Source organism: Streptomyces sp. NPDC007084, from assembly GCF_040703595.1.
Classification (GTDB): domain Bacteria; phylum Actinomycetota; class Actinomycetes; order Streptomycetales; family Streptomycetaceae; genus Streptomyces.
The window spans coordinates 110,618-135,166 of sequence record NZ_JBEYFY010000019.1; the positions used below are offsets into that span (position 1 = coordinate 110,618).

At 72.4% G+C, this 24,549-nt stretch carries 24 protein-coding genes; 16 read left to right on the forward strand and 8 right to left on the reverse strand.

Translation table 11 applies throughout. From position 1 onward, the window contains the following. Positions 1–198: 198 nt before the first annotated feature. A complete protein-coding gene (locus AB0912_RS18200) occupies positions 199–825 on the forward strand; it encodes a sugar O-acetyltransferase (protein ID WP_366700752.1) in 627 nt (208 codons plus the stop codon). Between the two features lie 10 nt (positions 826–835). On the opposite strand, the gene AB0912_RS18205 is transcribed toward AB0912_RS18200, so the two are convergent. The 4 genes from AB0912_RS18205 to AB0912_RS18220 form a co-directional block, all read right to left on the reverse strand. Further along, positions 836–1,255 carry a CBS domain-containing protein gene (locus AB0912_RS18205; protein ID WP_366700754.1) on the reverse strand — a complete coding sequence of 140 codons (420 nt, stop codon included), beginning with the start codon at positions 1,253–1,255 and terminating at the stop codon, positions 836–838. Positions 1,256–1,433: 178 nt separating this feature from the next. Then, positions 1,434–2,435 carry a helix-turn-helix domain-containing protein gene (locus tag AB0912_RS18210; RefSeq protein ID WP_366700756.1) on the reverse strand — a complete coding sequence of 334 codons (1,002 nt, stop codon included), beginning with the start codon at positions 2,433–2,435 and terminating at the stop codon, positions 1,434–1,436. 219 nt (positions 2,436–2,654) lie between these two features. Beyond that, entirely contained in the window at positions 2,655–3,113 is a 459-nt protein-coding gene (locus AB0912_RS18215) for a hypothetical protein (RefSeq protein WP_366700758.1), read from the reverse strand. 256 nt (positions 3,114–3,369) lie between these two features. Beyond that, positions 3,370–4,089: a DinB family protein gene (locus AB0912_RS18220; RefSeq protein WP_366700760.1), complete on the reverse strand. Its 720-nt coding sequence runs from the start codon at positions 4,087–4,089 to the stop codon at positions 3,370–3,372. A gap of 376 nt (positions 4,090–4,465) precedes the next feature. Here AB0912_RS18220 and mgrA point away from each other — a divergent pair, with 376 nt between their 5' ends. The 8 genes from mgrA to AB0912_RS18260 all read left to right on the forward strand — a co-directional run bounded on the left by mgrA (position 4,466) and on the right by AB0912_RS18260 (position 13,355). Next, entirely contained in the window at positions 4,466–5,515 is a 1,050-nt protein-coding gene (gene mgrA / locus AB0912_RS18225) for an L-glyceraldehyde 3-phosphate reductase (protein WP_366700762.1), read from the forward strand. 358 nt (positions 5,516–5,873) lie between these two features. Next, the gene (locus tag AB0912_RS18230; RefSeq protein ID WP_366700764.1) at positions 5,874–7,337 is read left to right on the forward strand and encodes a PepSY domain-containing protein; all 1,464 of its coding nucleotides are present in this window, start codon (positions 5,874–5,876) and stop codon (positions 7,335–7,337) included. Between the two features lie 109 nt (positions 7,338–7,446). After that, positions 7,447–8,100 carry a DUF5134 domain-containing protein gene (locus tag AB0912_RS18235; RefSeq protein ID WP_366700766.1) on the forward strand — a complete coding sequence of 218 codons (654 nt, stop codon included), beginning with the start codon at positions 7,447–7,449 and terminating at the stop codon, positions 8,098–8,100. Positions 8,101–8,359: 259 nt separating this feature from the next. Next, positions 8,360–8,677 (forward strand): hypothetical protein, encoded by a 318-nt coding sequence (locus AB0912_RS18240; protein WP_366700768.1) that lies wholly within the window; start codon positions 8,360–8,362, stop codon positions 8,675–8,677. After that, positions 8,677–11,103 carry a heavy metal translocating P-type ATPase gene (locus tag AB0912_RS18245; RefSeq protein WP_366700770.1) on the forward strand — a complete coding sequence of 809 codons (2,427 nt, stop codon included), beginning with the start codon at positions 8,677–8,679 and terminating at the stop codon, positions 11,101–11,103. Before AB0912_RS18240 ends, AB0912_RS18245 begins: the two co-directional genes overlap by 1 nt. A gap of 176 nt (positions 11,104–11,279) precedes the next feature. Continuing rightward, the gene (locus AB0912_RS18250) at positions 11,280–12,077 is read left to right on the forward strand and encodes a hypothetical protein (protein WP_366700772.1); all 798 of its coding nucleotides are present in this window, start codon (positions 11,280–11,282) and stop codon (positions 12,075–12,077) included. 259 nt (positions 12,078–12,336) lie between these two features. Then, a complete protein-coding gene (locus AB0912_RS18255) occupies positions 12,337–12,936 on the forward strand; it encodes a sigma-70 family RNA polymerase sigma factor (protein WP_366700774.1) in 600 nt (199 codons plus the stop codon). Positions 12,937–13,139: 203 nt separating this feature from the next. Next, positions 13,140–13,355 carry a hypothetical protein gene (locus tag AB0912_RS18260; RefSeq protein ID WP_366700776.1) on the forward strand — a complete coding sequence of 72 codons (216 nt, stop codon included), beginning with the start codon at positions 13,140–13,142 and terminating at the stop codon, positions 13,353–13,355. 10 nt (positions 13,356–13,365) lie between these two features. Here the strand turns inward: AB0912_RS18260 and AB0912_RS18265 are convergent, their stop codons facing one another. Then, positions 13,366–13,923, reverse strand: a complete 558-nt coding sequence (locus tag AB0912_RS18265; RefSeq protein WP_366700778.1) for a pyridoxamine 5'-phosphate oxidase family protein — start codon at positions 13,921–13,923, stop codon at positions 13,366–13,368. Between the two features lie 130 nt (positions 13,924–14,053). Here AB0912_RS18265 and AB0912_RS18270 point away from each other — a divergent pair, with 130 nt between their 5' ends. From AB0912_RS18270 to AB0912_RS18280, 3 genes are all read left to right on the forward strand, one after another. After that, positions 14,054–14,269, forward strand: a complete 216-nt coding sequence (locus AB0912_RS18270) for a hypothetical protein (RefSeq protein WP_366700780.1) — start codon at positions 14,054–14,056, stop codon at positions 14,267–14,269. Between the two features lie 257 nt (positions 14,270–14,526). Further along, on the forward strand, positions 14,527–15,447 hold the full coding sequence (locus tag AB0912_RS18275; RefSeq protein WP_366700782.1) for an SGNH/GDSL hydrolase family protein: 921 nt from the start codon (positions 14,527–14,529) through the stop codon (positions 15,445–15,447). A 236-nt stretch (positions 15,448–15,683) separates the two neighbouring features. Continuing rightward, positions 15,684–16,004: an NIPSNAP family protein gene (locus tag AB0912_RS18280; RefSeq protein ID WP_366700784.1), complete on the forward strand. Its 321-nt coding sequence runs from the start codon at positions 15,684–15,686 to the stop codon at positions 16,002–16,004. Between the two features lie 9 nt (positions 16,005–16,013). On the opposite strand, the gene AB0912_RS18285 is transcribed toward AB0912_RS18280, so the two are convergent. Beyond that, positions 16,014–17,054, reverse strand: coding sequence for a helix-turn-helix domain-containing protein (locus AB0912_RS18285; protein WP_366700786.1), 1,041 nt, complete (start codon positions 17,052–17,054; stop codon positions 16,014–16,016). 362 nt (positions 17,055–17,416) lie between these two features. Continuing rightward, a complete protein-coding gene (locus AB0912_RS18290) occupies positions 17,417–18,421 on the reverse strand; it encodes an alpha/beta hydrolase (protein WP_366700788.1) in 1,005 nt (334 codons plus the stop codon). 386 nt (positions 18,422–18,807) lie between these two features. On the opposite strand from AB0912_RS18290, the gene AB0912_RS18295 reads away from it, so the two are divergent. The 3 genes from AB0912_RS18295 to AB0912_RS18305 all read left to right on the forward strand — a co-directional run bounded on the left by AB0912_RS18295 (position 18,808) and on the right by AB0912_RS18305 (position 23,408). After that, a complete protein-coding gene (locus tag AB0912_RS18295; RefSeq protein ID WP_366700790.1) occupies positions 18,808–20,745 on the forward strand; it encodes an NAD(P)-binding protein in 1,938 nt (645 codons plus the stop codon). A 363-nt stretch (positions 20,746–21,108) separates the two neighbouring features. Next, the gene (locus AB0912_RS18300) at positions 21,109–22,617 is read left to right on the forward strand and encodes an MFS transporter (protein WP_366700792.1); all 1,509 of its coding nucleotides are present in this window, start codon (positions 21,109–21,111) and stop codon (positions 22,615–22,617) included. A gap of 173 nt (positions 22,618–22,790) precedes the next feature. Then, entirely contained in the window at positions 22,791–23,408 is a 618-nt protein-coding gene (locus AB0912_RS18305) for a TOPRIM nucleotidyl transferase/hydrolase domain-containing protein (protein WP_366700794.1), read from the forward strand. 33 nt (positions 23,409–23,441) lie between these two features. On the opposite strand, the gene AB0912_RS18310 is transcribed toward AB0912_RS18305, so the two are convergent. Further along, positions 23,442–23,816 (reverse strand): STAS domain-containing protein, encoded by a 375-nt coding sequence (locus AB0912_RS18310; protein ID WP_366700796.1) that lies wholly within the window; start codon positions 23,814–23,816, stop codon positions 23,442–23,444. Positions 23,817–24,029: 213 nt separating this feature from the next. Between AB0912_RS18310 and AB0912_RS18315 the strand changes: the two genes are divergently transcribed. Beyond that, complete coding sequence (locus AB0912_RS18315; protein WP_366700798.1) at positions 24,030–24,461, forward strand: ATP-binding protein; 432 nt, start codon at positions 24,030–24,032, stop codon at positions 24,459–24,461. The last annotated feature ends 88 nt before the right edge of the window (positions 24,462–24,549 follow it).

The window sequence follows — 24,549 nt, forward strand, 5'->3', positions numbered from 1 at the left end:
CCCCCTTCGGTCGACGTTGACCGGCGGGTGCCCCGGGGTCGCCGAGATCACTGCCGTCATTCCGTGGAGGTTTCGTGACCGACGGGTGCGGGGGCGCGGCCCGCTATAAAGCGATGCCGTCGCCGCCCCTCAACACGTAAGATCCGGAGGGGAGTTGACGGGGGAGTGCCGCGTCGCCGCACCTGGGAGGTCGGACGTATGGACGGTTCCGCTGAGCCGCGGGCGGACGAGGAAGAGGTCCTGGCCCGGATCGCCAAGGGGCTCGTCTACACGGAGTCCGAAGCGGCCTTCCAGAACGGACGACGGCGCACCGACGAGATCTTCGCCTACAACCACACGCCCCCGAGCGAACCCGAGAAGCGCCGGGCGCTGCTCGTCGCCATCCTCGGCTCGGTGGGCGAACGCACGGTCCTGCTGCCCCCGTTCCACGCGGGGTTCGGCAGCAACGTCCACATCGGCGACGACTTCTTCGGCAACGTGAACCTGACCTTCGTCGACGACGTCGACATCCGCATCGGTGACGGCGTGATGATCGCGCCCAGCGTCACCCTGACCACCACCGGACACCCCGTGCACGCCGCGCGCCGGGTGGACTTCGCCCGGTTCTCGGAGCCGATCGTGATCGAGGACAAGGTCTGGATCGGCAGCAACGCGGTCGTCCTGCCCGGCGTCCGGATCGGTTACGGATCGGTGATCGGCGCCGGCAGCGTGGTCAGCCGCGACATCCCTCCCATGACCGTCGCCGTCGGGACCCCGTGCCGGGTCCTGCGCCCGGTCACGGACGAGGACCTCGCGACCCGCACGGCCGGCGCCCCCGGCAACTGAGGCCCGCCACTCACTCGTTGGGAGTGGCGTTGCTGATGGCGGAGAGCACGGACTCCGGCTCGCTCTCGACGGCGATGTCCCCGAGAGTGACGATGCCGACCGGCAGGCCGTCGTCCACGACGGGAATGCGCCGGACGGCACGCTGACGCATGAGGGTGATCGCCCGGTCGAGGTCGTCGTCGGGAGAGACGGTCACCAGTACGTCACTGCACGCCTGTTCGGCCGTCACCTGGTCGATGTCGCCGCCCCGGCACATCACCCGGACCACCAGATCCCGGTCGGTGACGACACCGCGCAGCCGCCCGCGCTCGGTGACCAGCACCGCCCCGATGCCCTCGTCACGCATGTAACGGGCGACCTCGGTGACGGGAGTCTGGGGTGGGACCGATCGCGGGAGCCCGGTCATCACGTCGCGCACTGCTTCGGCCATCGCATCGCCTTTCGCCTTGACGTCAGGTCTTCTCGCTTCCACCGGCCGCCCGCCTCCCTCGACTTGTCCGATCACCGTCCCCCTGCGCGGGCGGTCTGTGCCTCGACAGACACAAGTGCCCACCGATGGCGCCGACAGTCGGGGCGAGAGGTGCCGGAGTCGTCGGACCCGGCCGCCCTCAGGTCGTCCCCGACCCCGGTTCCAGCAGTGCCCGGCCCAGCGGGGTGACGGTGTGGACGACCGTGCGGCCGTCCCGCCTGCTGGCGATCAGGCCGGCTTTGCGCAGTACGGAGGTGTGGTGGCTGGTGGTCGCCGGGGAGATCTCCAGCACGCGGGCCAGGTCCGTCGTTCCGCAGCCGTCGACGGCGGCCCGGAGGACCGCGGCCCGGGTGCGCCCCAGCAGGTCGTCCAGCGGTTCGGCCCCGAACTCGCCGGTCCCGTCCCACAAGGCCGTGCCGTCGAGCGCGTCACGCACACTCGGGATGGCCAGGACGGGCGGCCGGTCCGGGTCCAGGGGCGCCTGGAGGAGTTCGATCTCCTGCGAGGAGAACAGGGTCGGCGCGATCACGAGCCCCCGCCCGTTCAAGTGCACGTCCTGGTCCCGGGGATGCCGGATTTCGAGCACCGGTGGCCGCCAGCGGACCAGCGGCCCGCAGAGGGACGTGAGGAGTTGCTCGACACCGCCCTCGGCCAGGGAGTCGACGTAAGCGGCGCGGGCCCGCGTGAGATGAGTGCGCACCCTGGTCCAGTACGGTGCGACGGTCAGACCGTGACAGGCCCGCAAAGCCGAGGCGACCTGGAGCCGTGCCGTACGGTCGCCGTCCACCAGGTTCCGCGCGAGGGACCGGTACGTCGGACGGAAGTCGACGTTCTCCAGCTCGATACGCATCAAGTCACGCGGCGCCCGGAGGAGTTGGTCCACCGCCTCGTCGATGGACGCCGAACTCCCCGCCAGACTCACCACGTCGACCAGCGGGCCTTGTCGCGGCATCAACGCGACCAGGGGAAGCGCCTGTTCGCGCAGCCGTCCCCGGACCGCCACCTGCCAGCGCCGGAACGCGAGACCGCCACCGTGCTCCCGCAGCATCCGCACGCTGTCGAACGTCTCCGCCGCCACGCCGATGGTCGGCGCCACTCGGGTGCGCATCAGGTCCTCGGCAGTGAAATGGATCCGCTTCACCGAGTGCCCCGTCCGCTGCGTTCCTGTTCGTACAGCAGTCTCGGCTCCCGGCGGCAACCGGCGCAACGATCAATCAGGCCAGAGAATCCCGGTGTTGATCGACGGAGGCGGAGGCGAAGGGGGAGGGGGAGGGGGGAGACGTCGGTGGAGACGGGGGTGGAGACGGGGGTGGAGACGGAGCGCCGGTCGGTGGTGAACCCCCTTGTCCGTCACGCCGGTTCAGATGCCGCGCGCGTCCGCCAGGACACTCGCCTGTTCCATCATGCGGGTCGGTTCGCGGCCGTCGGCCCAGGCGTCGTTGAAGGTTGGCACCGACTCCACCGACGGTCCGAACCTCCGCCGGATGACCTCCAGCAGTACGTCCATCGCCCGCGCCTCCAGACGCCGGTCGCCCCCGGCCTCGCGGCGGATCGCGCCCTGCGAGCACAGGGCCCCCGCCTCGTCCACCAGCGCCCCCGCGCACCAGCCGGCCTCCCGCAGCCGCAGCGCGGCCCGGTGCAGGAGCGCCGCGACCGGCGTCCCGTAGGGAGTGGGGACCCGGAGGGGGGCGGGATGGGCGGGCGGGGCGGTGATTTGCGACCAGTCGACCGGCGCCGTAGCGATGTGCGCGGTGTTGACCTCGTACGCGACCGCCGCGACCGCCAGCCGGGCGTCCATCCGGAGCTTGACCGCCTCCATGCGCGCCTCAAACGCCGGGAGGTCACCCTGTTCCGGGCCCGGAAAGTCACCCTGTTCCGGGTAATCCGCCGGAGCCGGAGCCGGAGCCCGTTTCGGTGTCGGCGTCGGGGGTGGTGTCGCGTGTGTGGGGAGCCGCATGCTGGATGGATTCCAGGCGCGCCTCCGTATACAGCGCCCCCGGACGGGTGATGCCGGTCGTGGCGCGGCTCGGCGGTGGGCGCGGCTCGACCCCGTACGGGCGCTCGGCCCGGCCCGGCTATCCCGCGCTCGTCGAGCGGGCCCGCCACAGGTCGCGGAGCAGCGCGATCTCGGCCATGTGGTGGATGAACTCGAAATTGGCCCCGGCCAGTACGGAGACATAGGGGTCGTCGGGGTCCGAGCCGTACGGGTACTGCGAGAGGCCGACCGTGTCGAGCTGTTCCTCGGTGAGGGTGCCGACGCTGTCCCGCCAGCGGTCGATGAGCGCCCAGAAGCGTTCCAGCGCGAGTGCGGCCGAGGGGGTGAAGTCGACCAGCAGCTTCGGCTCCCGGCGCCGTTCGCCGAAGGTCCACTCCCAGCCGCCCTGGAAGTGGAAGTGCAGATGGGCGATGCGCCACGCGATGGTCGTGACCGGCGTCTCGTCGGGCTCCGGTTCACCGGTGTGGGCGAGCACCTCCCGTACGCGTTCGACACTCACGCTCCAGTCCTCGGCGATCTTGTCGACGGTCATCCCGTCCGCGGCCTGCCGGGCGACCTCGGCGTACTCGCTCGCGGGAATGTCCGCGGCGCCCAGGTCCATCACCCACGCGCCCGGCCCGAACGCCCTCGGCGTCCTCGCCTCGGCGCGGGGCCGGAGCGACCAGCATCCCGGCACCGGCTCCCAGAGGTACTCCTCGTCGCCGAGTCCCGTCAGCCGTACCCGGGCCGCCTCCCTCGCCTTGTCGAACTGTTCCAGCAGCAGACCCAAGCGATCCGTGCGCGTGCCCTCGGTCCCCATGTCCGGTCCCTCCGTGGTTCGCGTGCCGTGCCCCACCGGGCAGGCGGAACGTAGCGGCTCACGCGACCGCCCCGCGACCCATTTCCCGCCCGCGAGCCGTCCATAAGCCCCCGCGAGCCGGCCAGAAGCCCCGCGAGCCCGCCAGAAGCCCCACGAGCCGGTCGGAAGCCCCACGAGCCGGTCGGAACCCGGGGACGTATCCGGCACGAGCGGGCCTGGATCGGGCACGCGTCCGGCGGCGCGATTCATGACTTCCGCCGCTGAATCGCAGCGCACCCAGCGGTTGGACTTCACCCCGGAGGCGGCGCAGCATGAGGTCATGCCCCTTTCGATCAGCGAAAAGGGCCGATCCTGTCGCCGGCGGAGAACCAACACCATGAGCCACGTCCCTGATCCCAAGCGCTACGACGGCACCATGCGCTACCGGCGCACCGGCCGCTCCGGACTCGACCTCCCGCTCCTGTCGCTGGGCTACTGGCACAACTTCGGCGACGACAAGCCCTTCGAGACGCAGCGCGAGATCGCCCTGCGGGCGTTCGACCTCGGGATCACGCACCACGACCTGGCCAACAACTACGGCCCGCCCTACGGCTCGGCGGAGATCAACTTCGGCCGGCTGATGCGGCAGGACCTGAAGCCGTACCGCGACGAGCTGATCGTCTCGACCAAGGCCGGCTGGGACATGTGGCCCGGTCCGTACGGCCAGGGCGGCGGCTCCCGCAAGTACGTGCTCGCCTCGCTGGACCAGTCCCTCAGCCGGATGGGCCTGGACTACGTCGACATCTTCTACTCGCACCGGCTGGACCCCACCACGCCGCTGGAGGAGACGATGACCGCGCTGGACACCGCGGTCCGCCAGGGCAAGGCGCTCTACGTCGGCATCTCCTCCTACGACACCGAGCGCAGCCGCCAGGCCGCCGCCATCCTGCGCGAGCTGGGCACCCCGCTGCTGATCCACCAGCCGTCGTACAACATGCTCAACCGGTGGATCGAGACCGACGGTCTCCTCGACGCCGCCGACGACGAGGGCTTCGGTGTCATCGGCTTCACCGCGCTCGCCCAGGGGCTCCTGACGGGCCGCTACTTGGACGGCGTTCCGAAGGACTCGCGGGCCGCCCAGGACAAGTCCTTCGACACGGGGTGGCTCTCCGAGGAGACCCTGCGCCGGCTGCGGGCCCTGAACGACATCGCCGGCCGGCGCGGCCAGAGCCTCGCCCAGATGGCCCTCGCCTGGGCGCTGCGTGACGAGCGGGTCACCTCCCTGGTGATCGGCGCCTCCCGTACCGAGCAGTTGGAGCAGAACGTCGCGGCGCTCGACAACCTCGACTTCTCGGCCGAGGAGCTGAGCGAGATCGACGAGCTGACCGCGGGCAGCTTCAGCGTCGACCTGTGGAGCGACGCCCGCCAGGGAACCCTGGACAGCTGACCCGCACGGCACCCACCCGCTCCCGCCCCGAGTGACCGCAGGCCGGGACGGAGCGGTCCGACGGCCCCGCCGCGCCCGATGTCCTCGGATGCGTGAGGCCCCCGTACCCGTGATGCTTCCGCACCCGTGAGACCCCCGTACACCCGAGTACGGGGGTCTCACGCGTCCCGTGGCTCAGCGGATCGGAAAGGAACGTGGACCGGGCCGGGAACTCGCGCGTCCCTCCGTACGACTGTCTGGGGGCAGCGGCCGAAGTGCGGCCGGTGTAGGGCGACGCCCGCCGGGGTCTTCGGCGGGCGTCGCCTTGCCCTGCACACAGCCGGTGCCGCGCGCGCCGCCGACAGAGCGAGGTCCGACCATGTCCGTCAGCTCCGAGATACCCGAACTGCCCGACGCCCCTGCCAAAAGACCGGCGACCGCGGCCGGCCCGCCCGCGCCGGCCCCGCGCCGGACGGGTTTCGGCGCGCTGCTGACACGGCTGCACTTCTACGCCGGTGTCCTGGTGGCGCCGTTCCTGCTCGTGGCCGCCGTGACCGGACTTCTGTACACCTTCACGCCCCAGCTCGACTCCCTCGTCTACGACAAGGAGTTGAGCGTCGCCCACACCGGTGACGAGGTCAGGCCGCTTTCCCGCCAGGTGGCCGCCGCCCGCGCCGAGCACCCAACGGGCACCCTGACCGCCGTCCGTCCGGGACACGGTGACGCCACCACCCAGGTGGACTTCGCGCTGCCCGAGCTGGGCGAGAAGGCGCACACGGTCTACGTCGACCCCTACACCGGCAAGGTGACGGGCCGGCTGACCACCTGGTACGGCAGCACCCCGCTGACGACCTGGCTGGACGATTTCCACCGGAACCTGCACCTGGGCACGGCCGGCCGTTACTACTCGGAGTTCGCCGCCAGTTGGCTGTGGGTCCTGGTCCTCGGCGGACTGGTCCTGTGGTGGCGCCGACAGCGCGGCACCCGGACGGCGCGACGGCTCCTTGTCCCGGACCGTGCCGCGAAGAAGGGCGTACGACGCACCCGTAACTGGCACGCCGTCACCGGTGTGTGGCTCGCGGTCGGCCTGCTCGCCCTCTCCGCGACTGGACTGACCTGGTCGCGCTTCGCCGGCGAACACTTCTCCCAGGCCCTCGACGCGCTGCGCTCCGGCACCCCGGGCGTCTCCACCACGCTGTCGGGCTCGGCGGAGACGGCGACGGGGGGTCACGACCACGCGGCCGGCGGGACGGACACCGACGGGGCCAAGGGCGCCGACCCCGCCGACATCGACGGTGTGCTCGACGCGGCCAGGCGGGACGGTGTGGACGGCCCGGTCGAGATCGCCGTACCGCAGGACGGCGCCACCGCGTGGACCGTGTCGCAGACCCGCAACCTGTGGCCCGTCGGCCGCGACAGCGTCGCCGTCGACGCCGCCACCGACCAGGTCGTGGACCGGGTCGACTTCGCCGACTGGCCGTTGCTGTCCAAGCTGACCCGCTGGGGCATCAACGTCCACATGGGCACCCTGTTCGGCCTCGCCAACCAGATCCTGCTGGCAGTCCTGGCCGTCGGTCTGATCTGCGTGATCTTCTGGGGCTACCGCATGTGGTGGCAGCGCCGTCCCACCCGCGCCGACCGCCGCGCCCCGCTCGGTTCTCCGCCGGCCCGGGGCGCGTGGCGCGGTATGCCGTCCTGGGGCCTCGCGCTCGGTGTCGTCGCCGTCGTGGCACTGGGCTGGGCGCTGCCGCTGTTCGGTATCCCCCTCGCCGCGTTCCTCGCGGTCGACCTCGCCACCGGAGCCGTCCGCCGCCGGACCACGCCCACTCCTTCGGGCGGCTGACCGTGCCGAACGAGGACGACGAACTGTCAGCGGACGGGAACGACGACCTGTCAGCGGACGGCGACACGGACGGTGACACGGACGGCGTACGCCCGTCAGGGGCGGGATCGTGATCGCGGCGGGCGGACTGCGCTGGACCCTCACCCTGGTGTTCGCCCTGACGACGGCCCACGGCATCCGGCGCGCCGTCACCCACCGGTCCACCACCGCCGACCGGGTGGACCACGCCCTGCACGCCGTCATGGGCCTTGCCATGATCGCGATGGTCTGGCCGTGGGGCATGGGCCGGGCTGTGGGGCCGCAGGTCGTGGTGTTCGTGGCCGGCGCGCTGTGGTTCGCGTGCGCCGCGCCGTTCCGGGGCGACAGGAGGGCCCGGCTCAAAGGGCTGCCCGGCGCGCTGGCCCAGTCCGTCCTGATGGGGGCGATGGCTTGGATGGTGACGCTGATGGACTCCGGAGGCACGGCTGCCGGAAGCGGCGGAGGCGGAGGCATGCAGGGCATGCCGGGAATGGACATGTCGGGGGGTGCGGGGGCGGCCACCATGACGCTCTCGGACTCCGGTCCCAAGATGGCGGCAGGACTTCTCGCCGTCGTGACGGTGGTGTTCGCGCTGGGGTGGCTGACCCAGGCCTTCGACCACGCCCGGGCCCTGCCCACGACGGCGACCGGGCCGACGCCGGGCCCCGGTGAAGCGGCCCTCGCTTCGGCGTGTCATGCGGCCATGGCGCTGGGGATGGCGGCGATGTTCGCGCTGTTGCTCTGAACGGGGTGCGGTCAGGGGAGAGGCGGGAGGGCCAGGCTCGGGGGTGTGAGGCGGACGCCGGTCCGACGCACGGGCTCGGGGCGGCGGCCAGGCTTCCCGGGCCCGGCCCTCATGTTGCATGTGACCGGCGTGAACCATGTGGCGCACGTCACAATTCGATGCCGGAACTCGGCGCCCCCCGCGTCCGACTACTGCACCGGCACGCCGCTTCAACCGCCGCTTGCCGTCCATCGGTCAGCGACAACCAGGAAGGCCGAGCATGGCCGAGTCCCGACAGCCGTCCCCTGCCCGGGGAGTGACACCTCGCAAGGGCCTGGTCCCTCCCGCGCTCTACGGCTTCCTGCTGCTGCTCGCGCTGGCCTTCTCCGTGGCGTACGCCGCCGGAACCGCCGCGGGGCCGCTCGCACCCGGCCTGCACAGCACGAAGACCGGCACCGACGCGGGCACCGGCACCGACGCAGGCACCATCTCCGGTACCGATGGTGGAGGTCACGGCGACAGCGAAGGGGACCGGGACCGGGACGGCGACGCCGGCATGGAGGACATGCCCGGGATGACCCACGGGCACGGTGAGTGATGTCGGCCGAACAGACGACCGCTCTCACGGTCACCGATCTGACCGTCGGCGGGATGACCTGCGCGGCCTGCGTCCGCCGGGTGGAGAAGAAGCTCGCGAAACTCGACGGCGTCACCGCGACCGTCAACCTGGCCACCGGCCTCGCCCGTGTCAGCCACCCCGCCGACGTGGCACCGCACGATCTGGTCACCGCGGTCGAACAGGCGGGCTATCAGGCGGCCTTGCCGACGCCCCCGACCCCACGGGCGGCGCCACGCGCTCGCGAGGACGGACTGCCCGCCGACGAGTACCCGCCCGAGCCCGGCGACACCGACACCAACACGAAGACCGGCACCGACACGAACACCGACACCGACACGAAAACCGGCACCGACACGGACGCGGCGCAAGTCACGGCCCGCCGTGACCGCCAACGGCTCCTGATCACCGCCCTGCTGGCCGTCCCGGTCCTGGTCCTGTCGATGTCGCCGTCCCTGCAGTTCCGTAACTGGCAGTGGCTCTGCTTCGTGCTCGCCGCGCCGGTCGCCGTGTGGAGCGCCCGGCCCTTCCACGAGCGCGCGGTCCGCGGGCTGCGGCACGCCACCGCCACCATGGACACCCTGGTCTCCCTGGGCGTCACCGCGTCCTTCTCCTGGTCGGCCTACGCCCTGTTCCTCGGCGGCGCGGGCGTCCCGGGGATGCGGATGCCGTTCAGCCTGCTGCCGGCCGCCTCCGACGGGATGGCGCACGTCTACCTGGAAGCCGCGGTGAGCGTTCCGCTGTTCGTGCTGACCGGCCGGTTCCTGGAGGCCCACGCCCGGCGCGGCACCGGCGCCGCCCTGCGCTCCCTGGCGGAACTGGCCGCCAAGGAGGTGTCGGTGCGGGACGGGGACGGTGAGCGCTCGATCCCGGTCGAGGAACTGCGGGTGGGCCAGGAGTTCGTGGTGCGCCCCGGCGAGCGGGTCGCCACCGACGGCCGGGTGACCGAGGGCAGCTCCGCCCTGGACCTGTCCCTGGTGACGGGCGAGAGCGAGCCCGTCGAGGTGCACCCCGGCTCGGCCCTGGTCGGCGGGGCCGTCAACGCCGGCGGACTGCTCCTCGTACGGGCCACCGCCGTCGGCGCCGACACCCGCCTTGCCCGGATCACCCGGCTGGTGACGGAGGCCCAGGCGGGCAAGGCGAAGGCGCAACGGCTCGCCGACGCGGTCGCCGGAGTGTTCGTGCCGGTCGTCCTGACCATCGCGGCGGCCGTCCTCGGCTTCTGGCTCGGCGCCGGGGCCGGCCCGCAGGCGGCGGTGACCGCGTGTGTGGCGGTGCTCGTCGTCGCCTGCCCCTGCGCACTGGGCCTCGCCACCCCGACCGCGCTGCTGGCCGCGACCGGCCGGGGCGCCCAGCTCGGCGTACTGGTCAGCGGACCGCGGACCCTGGAGGCGCTCCGGCACGTGGACACGGTCGTTCTCGACAAGACCGGCACCCTGACGTCCGGTCATATGACCGTCGTACGGGTGGCGGTGACGCCCGGCGGCATCGGTGAGGAAACCGCGCTCCGTCTGGCCGGCGCGGTGGAGCGGGGCTCGGAGCATCCGATCGGCAGGGCCGTCACCGCGTACGCCCGCCGGTCCGCCGCCGCGCCGTTGCCCGCCGTCGAGGACTTCACCGCCACCCCCGGCCACGGCGTCCGGGGCCGGGCGGAAGGCCGGACGGTCGAGCTGAGGGCGCCGGACGGCGAGCTGCCGCCGGCCCTCGCGGACGCCCTCACGGCCGCCGAGACCGCCGCGCACACACCTGTCCTGCTCCTCGTGGACGGCCGGCCCGAGGCGCTGATCGCGGTCGGGGACGTCGTACGCCCCGGAAGCTACCGGGCCGTCGACCGGCTGCGCCGGCTCGGCATCCGCCCCGTCCTCGCCACCGGAGACCGCGAGGCGCCCGCCCGCGCCGTGGCCGAGGCCCTGGGCATCGAAGAGGTACACGCCCGGTGTTCGCCGGAGGACAAGGCCGCCCTGGTCCGCCGGCTGAGAGAGGCGGGCGGCCGGGTCGCGGTCGTCGGCGACGGCGTGAACGACGCCGCCGCCCTCGCCGGCGCCGACCTCGGCATCGCCATGGGCGGCGGCACGGACGTGGCGATCGGCGCGGCCGACCTGACCCTCGTACGCGGCGACATCGAGGCCCTCGGCGACGCGGTGCTGCTCGCCCGGCGCACCCTGGGCACCATCCGCGCCAACCTGGTGTGGGCCTTCGGATACAACGTCGTCACCGTCCCGCTCGCCATGGCCGGACTGCTCAACCCCATGGTGGCCGCCGCCGCGATGTCCGCCAGCTCGGTCCTGGTGGTGGCCAACAGCCTCCGGCTGCGCGCCTGGCAGCCCGCCACGGCCCGGCGGGGGCGAGGACCGACCGCCGCCCGCCGGGGGCACGGAACCTCCTCCGCACGCACCGCTGCTCGATGAGAAGCCTCGCACCGGGCGTCGGCCTCCGTCCCGTTCGGCGGCGACCTGCGTCGTGACCTCGATCGACGTGGCGCACCCCTGTGGCATGCGTCACGGTCGGCTCCGTGAGGTCGCCACCGGCGTGTCTTCGTACCTCTTGATGACGATCGGACCCCGGGTGCGAAGATGGGCGCGTCATGACTGTCGGAGGGTGGTGCCGCACACTGCGGGCCGGTGTGTTCGCCGCCGCCTGCGTGCTGTTGGCCGCCCTCGGCCACGCCATGATGTCCGGTGCGTCCGTTCCCGGCTGGACCATGGCGGCCGGCGCAGCCGGAACCGGAGCGGCCGGCTGGTTCCTGGCCGGCCGTGAACGTGGGCGGGCGCTGATCGTCACCGTCGTGGTCGCCGTCCAGGCGGTGCTCCACGAGACGTTCTCCCTGGCGGAGGCCTCCTCACCGACCCGGTCGGCGACGGCCGGAACGGCGCCCGGCCAAGGCTCCGCACCCGCCGGGGCCGCAGGCACGGCCATGGACCCGATGGACATGGGCCGCATGGGAACGGGCTCCATGGACATGGGCCGTATGGACGTGGGGCCGATGGGCACGGGCTCCATGAGCACTGGCTCCACGGACATGGGCTCCATGGACATGGGCTCCATGGGGAGGATGGCGCACGGCACGGGCGGCGCGCCGCACGCGCACACCATGATCGGCATGGGTGGCAGCGCCCTCGCAATGCTCGCCGCCCACCTGCTCGCCGCGATCCTGTGCGGGCTGTGGCTCGCCTACGGCGAGCGCGCGGTCTTCCGTCTCCTGCGGGCCGCCGCCGCCCGGCTGGCCGCCCCACTGCGGATGCTGCTGGCGCTGCCCGCACCGGCCGACCGCCCCACCGTACGAGGGCGCCGCACCGCCGAACGCGCGGCCCCCCTCGCCCGCTTCCTTCTCTGTTACTCCGTCACCTCTCGGGGGCCGCCCGTGGGTGCCGCTGTCGCCTGAGACAGCCGGACCCACCGGGGCTCACCCGCTCACTCGCTCATCCCTTCACCGTCCCCCGCATTGCGGCGCGACGGATGTCCCCGACAGCAAGGCATCGCACGCACACCGCTTCCGTGTCGGGTCGTGCCGTGCCGTGCCGTCGAGCGCGTGACGAGTCCCGGGCATCGCCGTACCCATCGCCTACGGCGCACCCCTGTGCCGGAGTGCCACGGCCCCCCCACGGGACGTCGGCCCCGGATGACCTCGAGAAGGACATCACGTGATCACTTCAGTCCTGCCCGCTCCCCGCGCGACGACCCGCGCCGTGACGGACGCCTCCGCCACCGCCTGGGCCCTGGCCGCCCGCAACGGCGACCCGCACGCCGCCGAGCACTTCGTCCGCGCGCTGCACGGCGACGTCCTGCGCTACGTCGCCCATCTCAGCGGCGATCCCCAGACCGCACAGGACCTCACCCAGGAGACCTTCGCGCGCGCGTTCGACAGTCTGTCGCGGTTCGAGGGGCGGGCCTCGGCGCGCACCTGGCTGCTGTCCATCGCGCGCCGCGCGGTCGCCGACAGCTTCCGCCGCGCCGCCGCGCGCCCCAAGCTGGCCGACACGCACGACTGGCAGGCGGTCCTGGAACGCGCCCAGCCCCGCGGCCTTCCCGGCTTCGACGACGGAGTCGCGCTGCTCGACCTGCTGGAGGCGCTGCCCGAGGAACGGCGCGAGGCGTTCGTACTGACGCGGATCGTGGGCCTCTCCTACGAGGACGCGGCCCGCTTCATCGGCTGCCCCATCGGCACGGTCCGTTCCCGGGTGGGCCGGGCCCGGGCCACCCTCGAACGCCTGCTGCTCGAAGCGGACGCCCTCCCCAGGTAGTCGCCCGGGTGCCAGGACTGGTTCCCGTCCGGTACGGGGAGCGGAAGCACCGGGGGTGAACGGGCGCACGGAACCGGTGGACCGTGCCCCCGACGGCCGCCGCGCCGGGGCGTGGCGCGGCGGCCGTCGGGTATGCCCAGACCAGCACCGGGCCGGGTGATCGCCCCGCCCTCGGCCGCGAGCCCTGCGAAAGGTAGCTGACGATGAGTGACATCACCGGTCTGGAGCCGCTGGCGACGTTCTGCGGGAACTGCGACTGCGGTTGCCCGCAGTTGTTCGTCGACCCGGCCGCCCCCGCGGAGCGCCGCGTCCTGCTCACCGACGACTTCGGCCAGCGCGTCCAGATGAGCGCCGACCAGTTCGCCTCCCTGGTCGAGGAGGCGAAGGCCGGAAAGCTCGACGGCATCGCCACGGCCTGACCGGGGGCGGTCAGAACGACCAGCGTGTGTGCGTGTAGACCCCGTCGTCCCGGCCGAAGCCGTACGCCGTCGACGGGGCCACCGCGAACACCAGCACGTCACCCTTGCGGACCGCGTCGCCGATGCCGTGGAAGGTCCCCTGCGGGGAGGTGATGTGCGCGCCGTACTTCGCCTCGTACGCCGTGATCACCTCCTCCAGGACCGCCGGGTCGGCGACGCGTTCCGCCGTGCCCTCGATCACGAGGTCGAGCCCCTCGGTGAGTGAGTTCCCGCCGGTCGTCAGCGCGCAGTGCGGATCATGGGCGAGGTTCTTCGCCTTCTGCTCGTCCGGACCGGTGGAGAAGTACAGCACCCCCTCGTGCCAGGCGGCGATCAGGGGTGTGACGTGCAGCCGGCCGTCGGGCCTGACCGTGGACAGCCAGAAGATCTCCGCGGCCCCCAGCTCCCGCCGGGCGTCGGCCCAGTCGGTGGCGACGACCTCCCCGGCACCCGGGCGCGTGTTGAGCGCGGAACTGTACCGGGCGTCGAGTTCGGTCACGGGCTGCTGTGCGGGTTCCTGCTGCGGCATGGGGAACTCCTTTCCTCTCCCTCATATCGACCGCCCGCCCGGGCCGGAATCATCGCCGCGCCCGAGTCCCCCGGCCGGGGGGCCGCCACTTCCGGATGCGGTCCGCCCCGGGTGCCCGCACCCTGAGTGCATGTCCAGCGAGCAGCCCGTCGTCGTCTACCCGCCCACCGCGGACGGCGGCCGAAGAGTCCGCCTCCACCAGGGTTTCGTCGGCATGGCCTACACCTTCCTCGACATCGCCGAGTTTCTCCGCCGGGCCGGCATGGAGGACATCGAGGCCTCCGACGTCAGGACGGCGGACTGGATCGAGTGGCGGGGCGGCGGGCCCGGCGTCTGGGAGCACTGACCCGGTCCGCTCACGCCGGGTGACGGAGGGGCCGGAGCGCGCCCGTGTGCACATACGCCGTCACGGGGGCGCCTGTCATCCACTGGGCGAGCGGAGTTCGTCCGACCGCTGGTCTAACGGCCTACTGGCCGGTATACAGGCGAGGTTGGGTCCGCCGGGCAGGAGCCGCCGAGCGGCCGGGTGCCGTCGAACGTTCCGTGCGCCGTGGTCGCCGCTGCCCGTTCCGTGGACTGTCAGGGCTTCAGGGGAGGGGCACGATGTTGGATCGGACACGTCCGGGCACGATGGCGTCGAAGCGTCGCACCACCATGGCACTTGCCGTACTGAGCAGTTGCGCACTCACCGTCGGTATCACCGCGACGGCCTCCGCCGTGCCGGGAGAGCGGCACGCGGCACCCCGCTCCAACTACGTCGCCCTGGGCGACTCCTACACCTCCGGCCCCCTGATACCCACTCAGGTGGACGCCAACTGCGCCCGCTCCGACCACAATTACCCGTCGATCACCGCCGGCCAACGCAAGGTCACCTCCTTCACGGACGTGAGCTGCGGCGGCGCGACCACCGCCGAGATGTGGCAGGCGCAGGGCACCAACGGACCCCAACTGGACGCGGTGCAGCGCGACACGGACCTCGTGACGCTGCAGATCGGCGGCAACGACGTCGGGTTCGGCTCCATCATCAGCACCTGCGCCGGCCTCAGCGCCCAGGACCTCGCCGGCAACCCCTGTCAGCGGTACTACGGGGCGGCCGGATACGACCAGTTGACGCTGAAGATCCTCCAGACCGCGCCCAAGATCGCCCGCGTGCTGCGGGCCGTGCACCAGAAGGCACCACACGCCCGCGTGGTCGTCGTCGGCTACCCGGACCTCCTCCCCGACGACGGCACCGGCTGCTACCCGAGCGTCCCCTTCGCCGCGAAGGACTTTCCGTATCTGCGGGACACGGAGAAGCGCCTCAACCTGATGCTGCGCGCGGTGGCGCTGCTGAACCGGGCCGACTACGTGGACACGTACGGCCCGACGGTGGGCCACGACATGTGCAAGGCGCCCGCCGACCGCTGGATCGAGCCGCTGCGCCCGGCCTCACCCGCCGCTCCGGCCCACCCCAACGCCAAGGGCGAGGAGGTCATGGCCCAGGCTCTCGCGAAGACCCTCGACCGGCGCGCCGGGCACCACTGATCCCGCTCGCCGGTCCGCTCACCGCTCGTCCCCTTACCGCTTACCGCTTACCGCTTACCCCGCACCGTTCGTCCGCCCGGCCGGTCGGGCGGTGAGCGGCCGGGAGGGTCCGGGTCCGGCGGCCACCCCGAGCCGGGGCGGTCGCCCGGACCCCGGCCGCCTCGGCGGACCGGCCCGCGAACAGCCCACGCCGAGGCAGCCGCGGACGCGATCCGGCGACCAGGCACCATGAACCCATGATCACCGTTCATCTGAAGTACGAGATCGACCCCGACCGCATCGCCGACTTCGAGGAGTACGGCCGCCGCTGGATCACCCTCGTCAACCGCTTCGGCGGCACGCACCACGGCTACTTCCTGCCCAGCGAGGGCGACAGCGACATCGCCTACGCCCTCTTCTCCTTCCCCGACCTGGCCCGCTACGAGCGCTACCGCACGGACAGCGCGACCGACCCGGAGTGCCAGGAAGCCTTCGAACTGGCCCGCCGGACGCGGTGCATCAGGCGCTACGAACGGCGTTTCTTGCGTCCACTGGACCCCGAGCCGGCGTCCGACTAGCCGGTCCGACTAGCCGACCTCCTCGCGAACCGTCCGGAGCGGCGCCGGGTTGCGGTGCAGTCGGCGCAGGACGAGGGCCAGTTGGAGGCGGAGCCGGCCCTGCGGGTCGTGCACCCGCCACTCCAGCCAGTGCTCGGCCTGCGCGAGACGGTCCTGAAGCGTCGAGTGATGCACGTTCAGCTCCGCCGCCGCGCCGCGCAGGCTCATGCTGAAGGCGACCGCGTGCAGCGTGCCCGCCACCCAGGGAGCCGTGGCGACGGCACGCTCCAGGGCCCGCACATCGGGCAGGGCCGCCGGATCGGCGGACTCGGCGAGCAGCGCGAGTCCGCCCAGCTCCTCGGCGTACACCGTGCGCGGGCCGGGGTCCTGGTCGGTGCCCTCGGCGGTGAACCGCAGCGCCGTGCGAGCGGCGGCGTAGGACGCGGGAAGGTCGCGCGGCGGCACGGCGGGGCCGATTCCCGCGCGCTGACGGCCCGTCTCCGGGGAGCCGTCTCCGGTGGCGGGCACCGCTTCGACGCGGGGACCGCCCTCCGCCGTCACCACCACCCGGGCCGCGGTCACGTCCCGCAGACCGAGCCGGAGGGCGGCCTGATGGCGGGCGAACTCCGTCGCGGAGGCGTCGAGAAGCACCTCCAGCGAGGCGGGATCGGCGGCGCCCGGGTCCGCCGGTGCCCGGCCGCGGGTGCGGTCGAGCACCACCCGGGCCGCCGCCGCGGCGCGCTCCAGGACCATCGCGTGCACCCCCGCGGACGGCCCCGTTCGCTCCAGCCACACGGCAGCGGGCCTGCCGGGCGTCAACGGCGCCGACGCCCACGCCGGATCGAGGGGTCCGCCGTCGTCGCGGCGCACTCCGCTCGGTTCGACCCGGACCCGTACGCCGCGCTCCTCGTCGACCAGCCGAGCGGGGCAGTCGGCCAGTACGGCGGCGCCCCGCACCAGCGACTCCAGGCCGGCCCGCCCCTCGATCAGCCGGTCGAAGTAGGAGATCACCCGCAGCGCGGCCCCCGCGTCGGGGTCCAGCGCCGCGAGCCTGCCCGCCAGTTCTTTCATGCCACTGCCATCTCGCTGCCATCTCGCACGGGCGGCACCGGACGCGCCGTCCGGACCGCCGAAACCGTACCGGTACGCAGCCGCCGAACCGGTACGCAGCCATCGCACCGGTACGCAGCCATCGCACCGGTGTTTCCGGCGGCACCGTGCCCCGGACCGTCCCAGCGGGCACCGCGCCCCCTGGGCTCGCCCCGGCAAGCACCGCCCCACCGGGACCCGCCCGGAAGACACCCTGCCCCCCGGGTGCGACCCGGCGGGCGCCGCCGCGTCCCCGGGATTCCGTCCCGGTGGGCACAAGCAGGCCGGTCCCGTCCCGGCGCGCCGATGCCCGGCCGTGTGATGAGAACGGCCGCCGGAGCCCGTCAGTTCCCGAGCAGCCTGCGCAGCCAGCGCAGCCGGGCCGCCTTGGTGTCCTGGGACAGCGCGGCCTGCGGTGCCATCTGGTCGTATCCGTGGAAGCCGCCCGGCCAGACGTGCAGTTCGGCGCGCCCGCCCGACCGCCAGATCCGGGTCGCGTACGCGACGGACTCGTCGCGGAACGTCTCGGCCGAACCGACGTCGATGAATGCCGGGGGCAGCGCGGTGAGGTCCTCGGCGCGCGCGGGCGCGGCGTACGGGGAGGCGTCGGGTCCGCCCTGGGCGTCGCCGAGCAGGGCCGTCCATCCGGTGTGGTTCGCGGTGCGGTCCCACACACCGCGTCCGGCCATCTGGTGACTGGACGGAGTGTCGTTGCGGTCGTCGAGCATCGGGCAGAGGAGGACCTGCCCCAGCAGGGCCGGCCCGCCGCGGTCCCGGGCGAGCAGGGCGACCGCGGCGGCGAGCCCGCCACCGGCGCTGGCGCCCGCGACGATGATCCGGCTCGCGTCGAATCCCAGTTCAGCGGCGTGCTCGCGGGTCCACACCAGACCCGCGTAGCAGTCCTCGACCGGCGCCGGGTGAGGGTTCTCGGGTGCGAGCCGGTACTCCACGGAGACCACCGCCGTGCCCAGCTCGCGCGCCCACTCCAGCGCCTCCCCGATCCCGGTGCGGTTGTCGCCGAGCACCATCCCGCCGCCGTGGGTGTGGTAGATGACGGGCACCGCGTGGCCGGTCCCGGCGGGCCGGCAGATGAGCAGCGAGACGTCCGGGGCGCCCTCCGGTCCGGGAACCGTGCGCTCCTCGACCACGAAGGCGCCTCCCGCGGTGAGGTCCAGGGCCGCGCCCTCCACCACCACCAAGCCATCGCGCAGGGCCGGGATCATCTCGGGGAGCAGCGCGGGCGGCAGGTGCTCGCCGATGACTTCGAGGGCGGCGGCGAGTTCCGGGTCGAACGGCGGGGGCGGTCCCACCGGGACCCGCTGGTCCTCGGCGGAGGGTATGGCGGTCATCGGCTCTCCCTGCGTGACGGTCACACCGCTGTGACCACTGCCGTCATGGTGCACCGGGGCCGCGGGTCGACGGCAGCGCCATCCGGCGGGGAACTCCCGCCGAACGGCGGGCTGCCCCGGCGCAAGCGGCGAGGGCTCGCGGTCAGTGCCGTCCCGCCGGGTGAGAACGACGCCGACGCTCCCGCGCCGGTCGGAGCCCGTATGGGCCCGAGAACGGATGGCGGCGATCACTGATTTCGTTGCAACTGCCCCTGGTTTCAACGGAATTCGTGCTTCATAAATGCCGAGACGGCTGTATAGCATTCCGGCCACGCAGTTCTGATCCGAAATCCGTAGATCCACGTGAGGGGTCTCGCATGCCCAGATTCAGTGATCACGAGCTTGGTATGAGCCGGAAGATCACCCGCCGTGACTTCCTCGACGGAGTGGCGGTCACCGCCGCCGGTGCCGCCGCGGCGATGGCCCTTCCCGGTGTCGCACAGGCCTCGCCCGGCGCGTCGCACGGCCACGGACACACAGGCGGCCACGGGCACGCGGGCGGTCACGGGCACGGCGGGCCGAAGACGCCGTACCCGCCCACCGCGACCGGTCTGCGCGGCCAGCAGCCGGGCGCGTACGACGTGGCGCACGCCGTACGCGACGGGGCGTTCGCCCCGGGCCGGATAGCCGACACCCGCGAGAGCTACGACCTGGTCGTGGTCGGCGGCGGCCTCAGCGGTTTGGCCGCCGCCCACCTTTACCGCAGACACGCCGGCCCCCGCGCACGCGTCCTCATCCTCGACGCCCTGGACGACTTCGGCGGCCACGCCCGCCGCAACGAGTTCCACGTCGGCCGCACCCTGCTGCTGTCCAACGGCGGCACCGTCAACATCGACACCCCGAGCACCTGGTCGCGCGCGGCCCGCGACCTGCTCACCAAGGACCTCGGGGTCGACCTCAAGGGACTGGAAGCCACCGTCAAGAGCGACGCGTACACCCCGTACGCGCTGCGCAGCGGCACCCTGTTCAACTCCGAGCGCTGGGGCAAGGACCAGCTCGTCATCCGCGAGTCCGGCGAGTCCTGGGCCTCGTACGCGACCAAGCTCCCGATGGGCGAGTCGAGCAGGGCCGCGCTGGTCCGGCTCTACACCACCACCGAGGACTTCTACCCGGGGCTGACGGACGCCCAGAAGAAGGAGATCCTCGCCCGCACCCCGTACGAGACCTACCTGCGGGAGAAGCTCGGGCTGGACGACGACGCGCTGGAGATCGTCAGGCGGGGCACCAACGGCCTGTGGGGTGTGAACGCCGACCGCGTCGCCGCCGCCGACGCGTGGGCGACCGGCCAGCCGGGCTTCGGCGGTCTGGGCCTCGAACACACCCCGTGGCCGGGGGCCGGCCGGACCCCGCTGATGCACCTCGCCGAGACCGAGGAGGACGGCAACTTCTACTTCCCCGAAGGCAACGCGTCGCTCGCCCGCCTCCTGGTCGGCAAGCTCGTACCGCACGCCTTCGACGAGCGCCGGCCCGACTGGCGGGAGATCGTCACGGCGAAGGCCGACTACTCCCGCCTCGACGAACGGGACAACGCGGTCCGTATCCGGCTGGGCAGCACCGCCTTCCAGGTCCGCAACGAGGGCCGGCACGGCGCGGTGGTCGACTACTCCAAGGGCGGCCAGAGCTACCGGGTCCGCGCCAAGGGCGTGGTCATGGCCTGCTGGAACTCCGTCTCCTCCTACGTCGTGCCCGAGCTGCCGGCCGAGCAGGTCACGGCGATGCGCTACGGCACGAAGGTGCCCCTGGTGTACGCGCGGGTGGCGCTGCGCGACTGGCGGGCCTTCGCCGAGGCGCGGGTGTCCCGCGTCAGCACGCCCTCGATGTTCTTCTCCAGCTTCGGCCTGCCGACGGTCACCGACATCGGCGACTTCCACATGCCGCGCCGCCCCGAACTGCCCACCGTGGTGTCCCTGTCGGCCACCCCCAACTCGCCCGGACTGATCTGCCGCGAGCAGCACAAGGCGGGCCGCCGGACGCTGATCCGGATGCCGTTCGAGGACTTCGAGCGCGAGATCCGGGACTCGATGACCCGCTCCCTGGGCGCGTACGGCTTCGACCCGGCCCGTGACATCACGGCCATCACCGTCAACCGCTGGGCGCACGGCTACGCCTACGAGTACAACTCGCTGGACGACCCGGCCGTGTTCCAGCCCGAGTCTCAGCGGCCCTACGCCAAGGCCCGTCGGCCGGTCGGGAGGATAGCGATCGCGAACTCCGACGCCGAGGCCTTCGGCTACACGCACGCGGCCTTCGACGCGGCGATCCGGGCGGTGGGTCAACTGCTGTGATCCGGGCGTGAGATGGGGCCCGTACCGGCAAGCCGCACGGACCCCTCCGGCCTGCGCGGGGACCCTCGCGGCACGGCCGACGGGCGCCGGTGACCACCAGGTCACCGGCGCCCGTCCGCGTCATGGGCGCGTCCAGAGCCCTCGGCCCTCTCCTGTCCCCTCCCGTCCCGAGCGAACACACGATCACCTCACCCGCGCCTGTTTACCGGCCGCCTCCCGGGTAGGCGAGAGCTTCGCGGCGGGTTGCCGTGCGGTGGGCAAGCGTCTGCCGCAGTATTCGCAGGAGTGAAAAGCACGGAAGAGGGTGGCGGTGTGGGCGAGTCAGCGTCCGGAGAGAAGTCCGGTCGTCCCAGCCCGGTACGGATGCCGAAGGCGGTCGGCGGACTGCCGCGGCAGGTGCGCGAGGACCTCACACGCAGGCTGCGGCGCAACAAACGCGCCTTCCGCGACGACGACGTACAGGTCGTCGAGGGCCCGCTGCTGCGCCGGGCCGTCGGCGCCTCCGCCCTCGGCAACTGCATGGAGTGGTTCGACTTCGGCGTCTACAGCTACCTCGCCGCCACCATCGGCAAGGTCTTCTTCCCCGGCGCCTCGCCCGGAGCGCAGGTCGTCTCGTCGTTCGCCACCTTCGCCGCGGCGTTCGTCGTCCGCCCCCTCGGCGGTCTCGTCTTCGGCCCGCTCGGCGACCGCCTCGGCCGGCAGAAGGTCCTCGCCACCACCATGATCATGATGGCGATGGGCACCTTCGCCATCGGCCTCATCCCCAGCTACGCGACCATCGGCATCGCCGCGCCGATCCTGCTGCTGCTCGCCCGCATGGTGCAGGGCTTCTCCACCGGGGGCGAGTACGGCGGCGCCACCACGTTCGTCGCCGAGTACTCACCGGACCGGCGCCGCGGCTTCCTGTCGAGCTGGCTCGACTTCGGCACGTTCGTCGGCTACGCGCTCGGCTCCGCCCTCGTCACCGTGCTCAACCTCGCGCTCACCGACGACCAGATGATCGCCTGGGGCTGGCGCCTGCCCTTCCTCATCGCCGGCCCGCTGGGCGTGATCGGCCTGTACATGCGGCTCAAGCTGGAGGAGTCGCCCGCGTTCCAGCAGCAGCTCGACGAACACGACAAGAGCCTCGCCCAGGAATCGGCCGGCACCGAGTTCAAGACGATCGTCACCGAGCACTGGCGTCCCCTGCTGATCTGCATGGGCCTGGTACTGCTCTACAACGTCACCAACTACATGGTGACCGGCTTCCTGCCGACCTACCAGACGGAGACGCTGAACCGTTCCAGCAGCCGGGCCGACCTCTTGGTGCTCATCGGCATGGTCTGGATCGTCGTCCTCATCACGTTCATCGGCCGCCTCAGCGACCGGGTCGGCAGACGCCCGATCTACGGCTTCTCCGCCGTCGCGATGATCCTGCTCGCCGTGCCGGCCTTCGAGCTGATCAAGATGGACGGCTTCTGGCCGCCGCTCTGCGGGGTGCTGGTCCTGGCCACCCTGCTGGCCTTCTTCGCCGCCCCCAGCGCCGCCACCCTGCCCGCCCTGTTCCCCACGGCCGTCCGGTACGCGGCGATGGGCATCGGCTTCAACTTCGCGGTCGCGGCCTTCGGCGGCACCACTCCGCTGGTCACCGAGGCGCTGGTCAACGTCACCGGCAACGACCTGGTACCGGCCTACTACCTGATGCTGGCCGGCGTGATCGGGCTCGTCACCGTGAAGTTCATGCCGGAGAGCGCGCAGGTGCCGCTCAACGGCTCCCAGCCGATGGTCGGCTCCCGCGAGGAGCAGCAGGAACTGATCACCACCTCGAAGGAGCTGTACAAGGTCTCGGCCGCGCACGCCGGGGGAGACGACAGCCCGGCCTCCTTGGCGTGAGGGGCCACGGTCACGGGGTCCGTGAGCGCGTGGGGCGTCGCTCGGAATGGCGCGGCCGGCGCGCGGGGAGTGGCGCTCCGGCTGGGGCGGCCGGCGGGAGGAGCGGTGCTCCGGGTGAGGCGGCCGGCGGAAAATCCGTACCGTCCGGGCGGGGGAGGGCGCAGACTCGTCCCGTGACCGACATGGGGGCGTTCAGGCAGGCCGTCACCGCTTGGGCGGCCGGGGGACCGGGCGGCGAGGCGCGTGACCTGGCGGAGCGGCTGTCCGTGCGGAACGTCGTGCTGCTCGAAGGGCTGAGCGACGTCGCGGCCGTCGACGCGCTGGCCGCGAGCCGCGGGCGGGACCTGGCGGCCGAGGGAGTCTGCGTCCTGTCCATGGGCGGCGCGATGAGCGTCGGCCGCTTCGCCCGCCTCCTCGGGCCGCCCGGCCTGGGCCTGCGCCTGACCGGACTGTGCGACGAGGCGGAGCGCGGCTACTACGCCCGGGCCTTCGAGGGCGCGGGCGCGGCGCAGCGGGACATCTTCGTGTGCGCGGCGGACCTGGAGGACGAGCTGATCCGCGCGCTCGGCGTGGGACGGGTGGCGGAGCTGGTCCGGGCGGAAGGCGACCAGCGCCCTCTGGTCACCTTCCTGCGACAGCCCGCGCAACGGGACCGGGCCGACCACCAGAGGCTGCGCCGCTTCTTCGGCACGAAGTCGGGACGCAAGATCCAGTACGGCCGCGTTCTTGTCGAGGCACTCGACCCCGACCGCGTACCCGCCCCGCTCGACGACCTGCTGTCGACCCTCTGAGTACTCCGCCCCCCTTGGCCGCACCTGATCCGGTCAGCCGGCGGTGTCCTCCAGGGCCTGCTGGAGCGTGGGGTGGCAGGAGATCACCGTGTCGACACCGACGAGCTGCAGAACCCGCAGCACCGCCTGCTGCGGGGCGGCCAGCCGCAGCCACCCCCCGGCGTCCTCGGCCGCCCGGTGGGCGACGATGAGGATGTTGATCCCGCTGGAATCCATGAAGGTGACCTCGCCGAGGTCGGCGACCGTCCGCGGGTTCGTGGCGTCCGCGGAGGGGAGCAGGGCTTCGCCGAGGAGACCGCGGCCGTTGTGGTCGATCTCGCCGCGCAGGGCGACGATCCGGACGCCGTCGACCATGGAGAACTCCACGGACAGCCGACTGTCCTGTGCTGTTTTATCGGTCTCTGTCACCGTTTCCTCGACTGTGCTCGGTATGCGACGGGACGTACGTTGATGGCCACCCCGATGGTACGGAGCCGAGCATCCTCCTGGTTCATGCCCGGGGCCAAGGGTGTGTAATGCAAGTGGGCGGGTACACGCACCAGGCGCTGTACACGGGGTCGAAAGTTGAATGCATTGGGGCCGGTTCCCGGAAATGAAGACGATGAGGTGCCAGGCGCACCGGTGTTGCGGCAGACCGTCGCGTTGGACGGTGAGGGGGGCAGTATCGCCCAAGCCCGCCACCTGACGGCGGCTTTTCTCGAACGCGCTCAGGCGGACCACGGTCTGCCGGTCTCGGCGCGCGCTCTCGGCATGGCGCAACTGGTGGTGAGCGAGCTGGTCACCAACGCCCGCAAGTACGCGCCGGGCCCCGTGATGATGGAGCTGCGGATCGCCGAGGCGATGGTGGACGTCGTGGTGTGGGACAGCGACCCGGTGCTGCCGGTGGCGCGGCCCGCCGACCCGGACCGCATCGGCCAGCACGGCCTGGAGATCGTGAAAGCCGTGGCCGACAGCTTCGAGGTACGGCGCGAGCCCGTGGGCAAGCGGATCACCGCCCGCATCGCCCTGCGGGACGTACCCGGCGGCGACCTGGTGGACCGGCCCCTCACCTAGGGCGTGTCGTTTGGATCAGGTGGCGCCGGAGTGCGGCGCCTTGTCGGCTGGGCCGAGCGGGGCAGGGTGCGTGCAGCTGCAAGGCGGA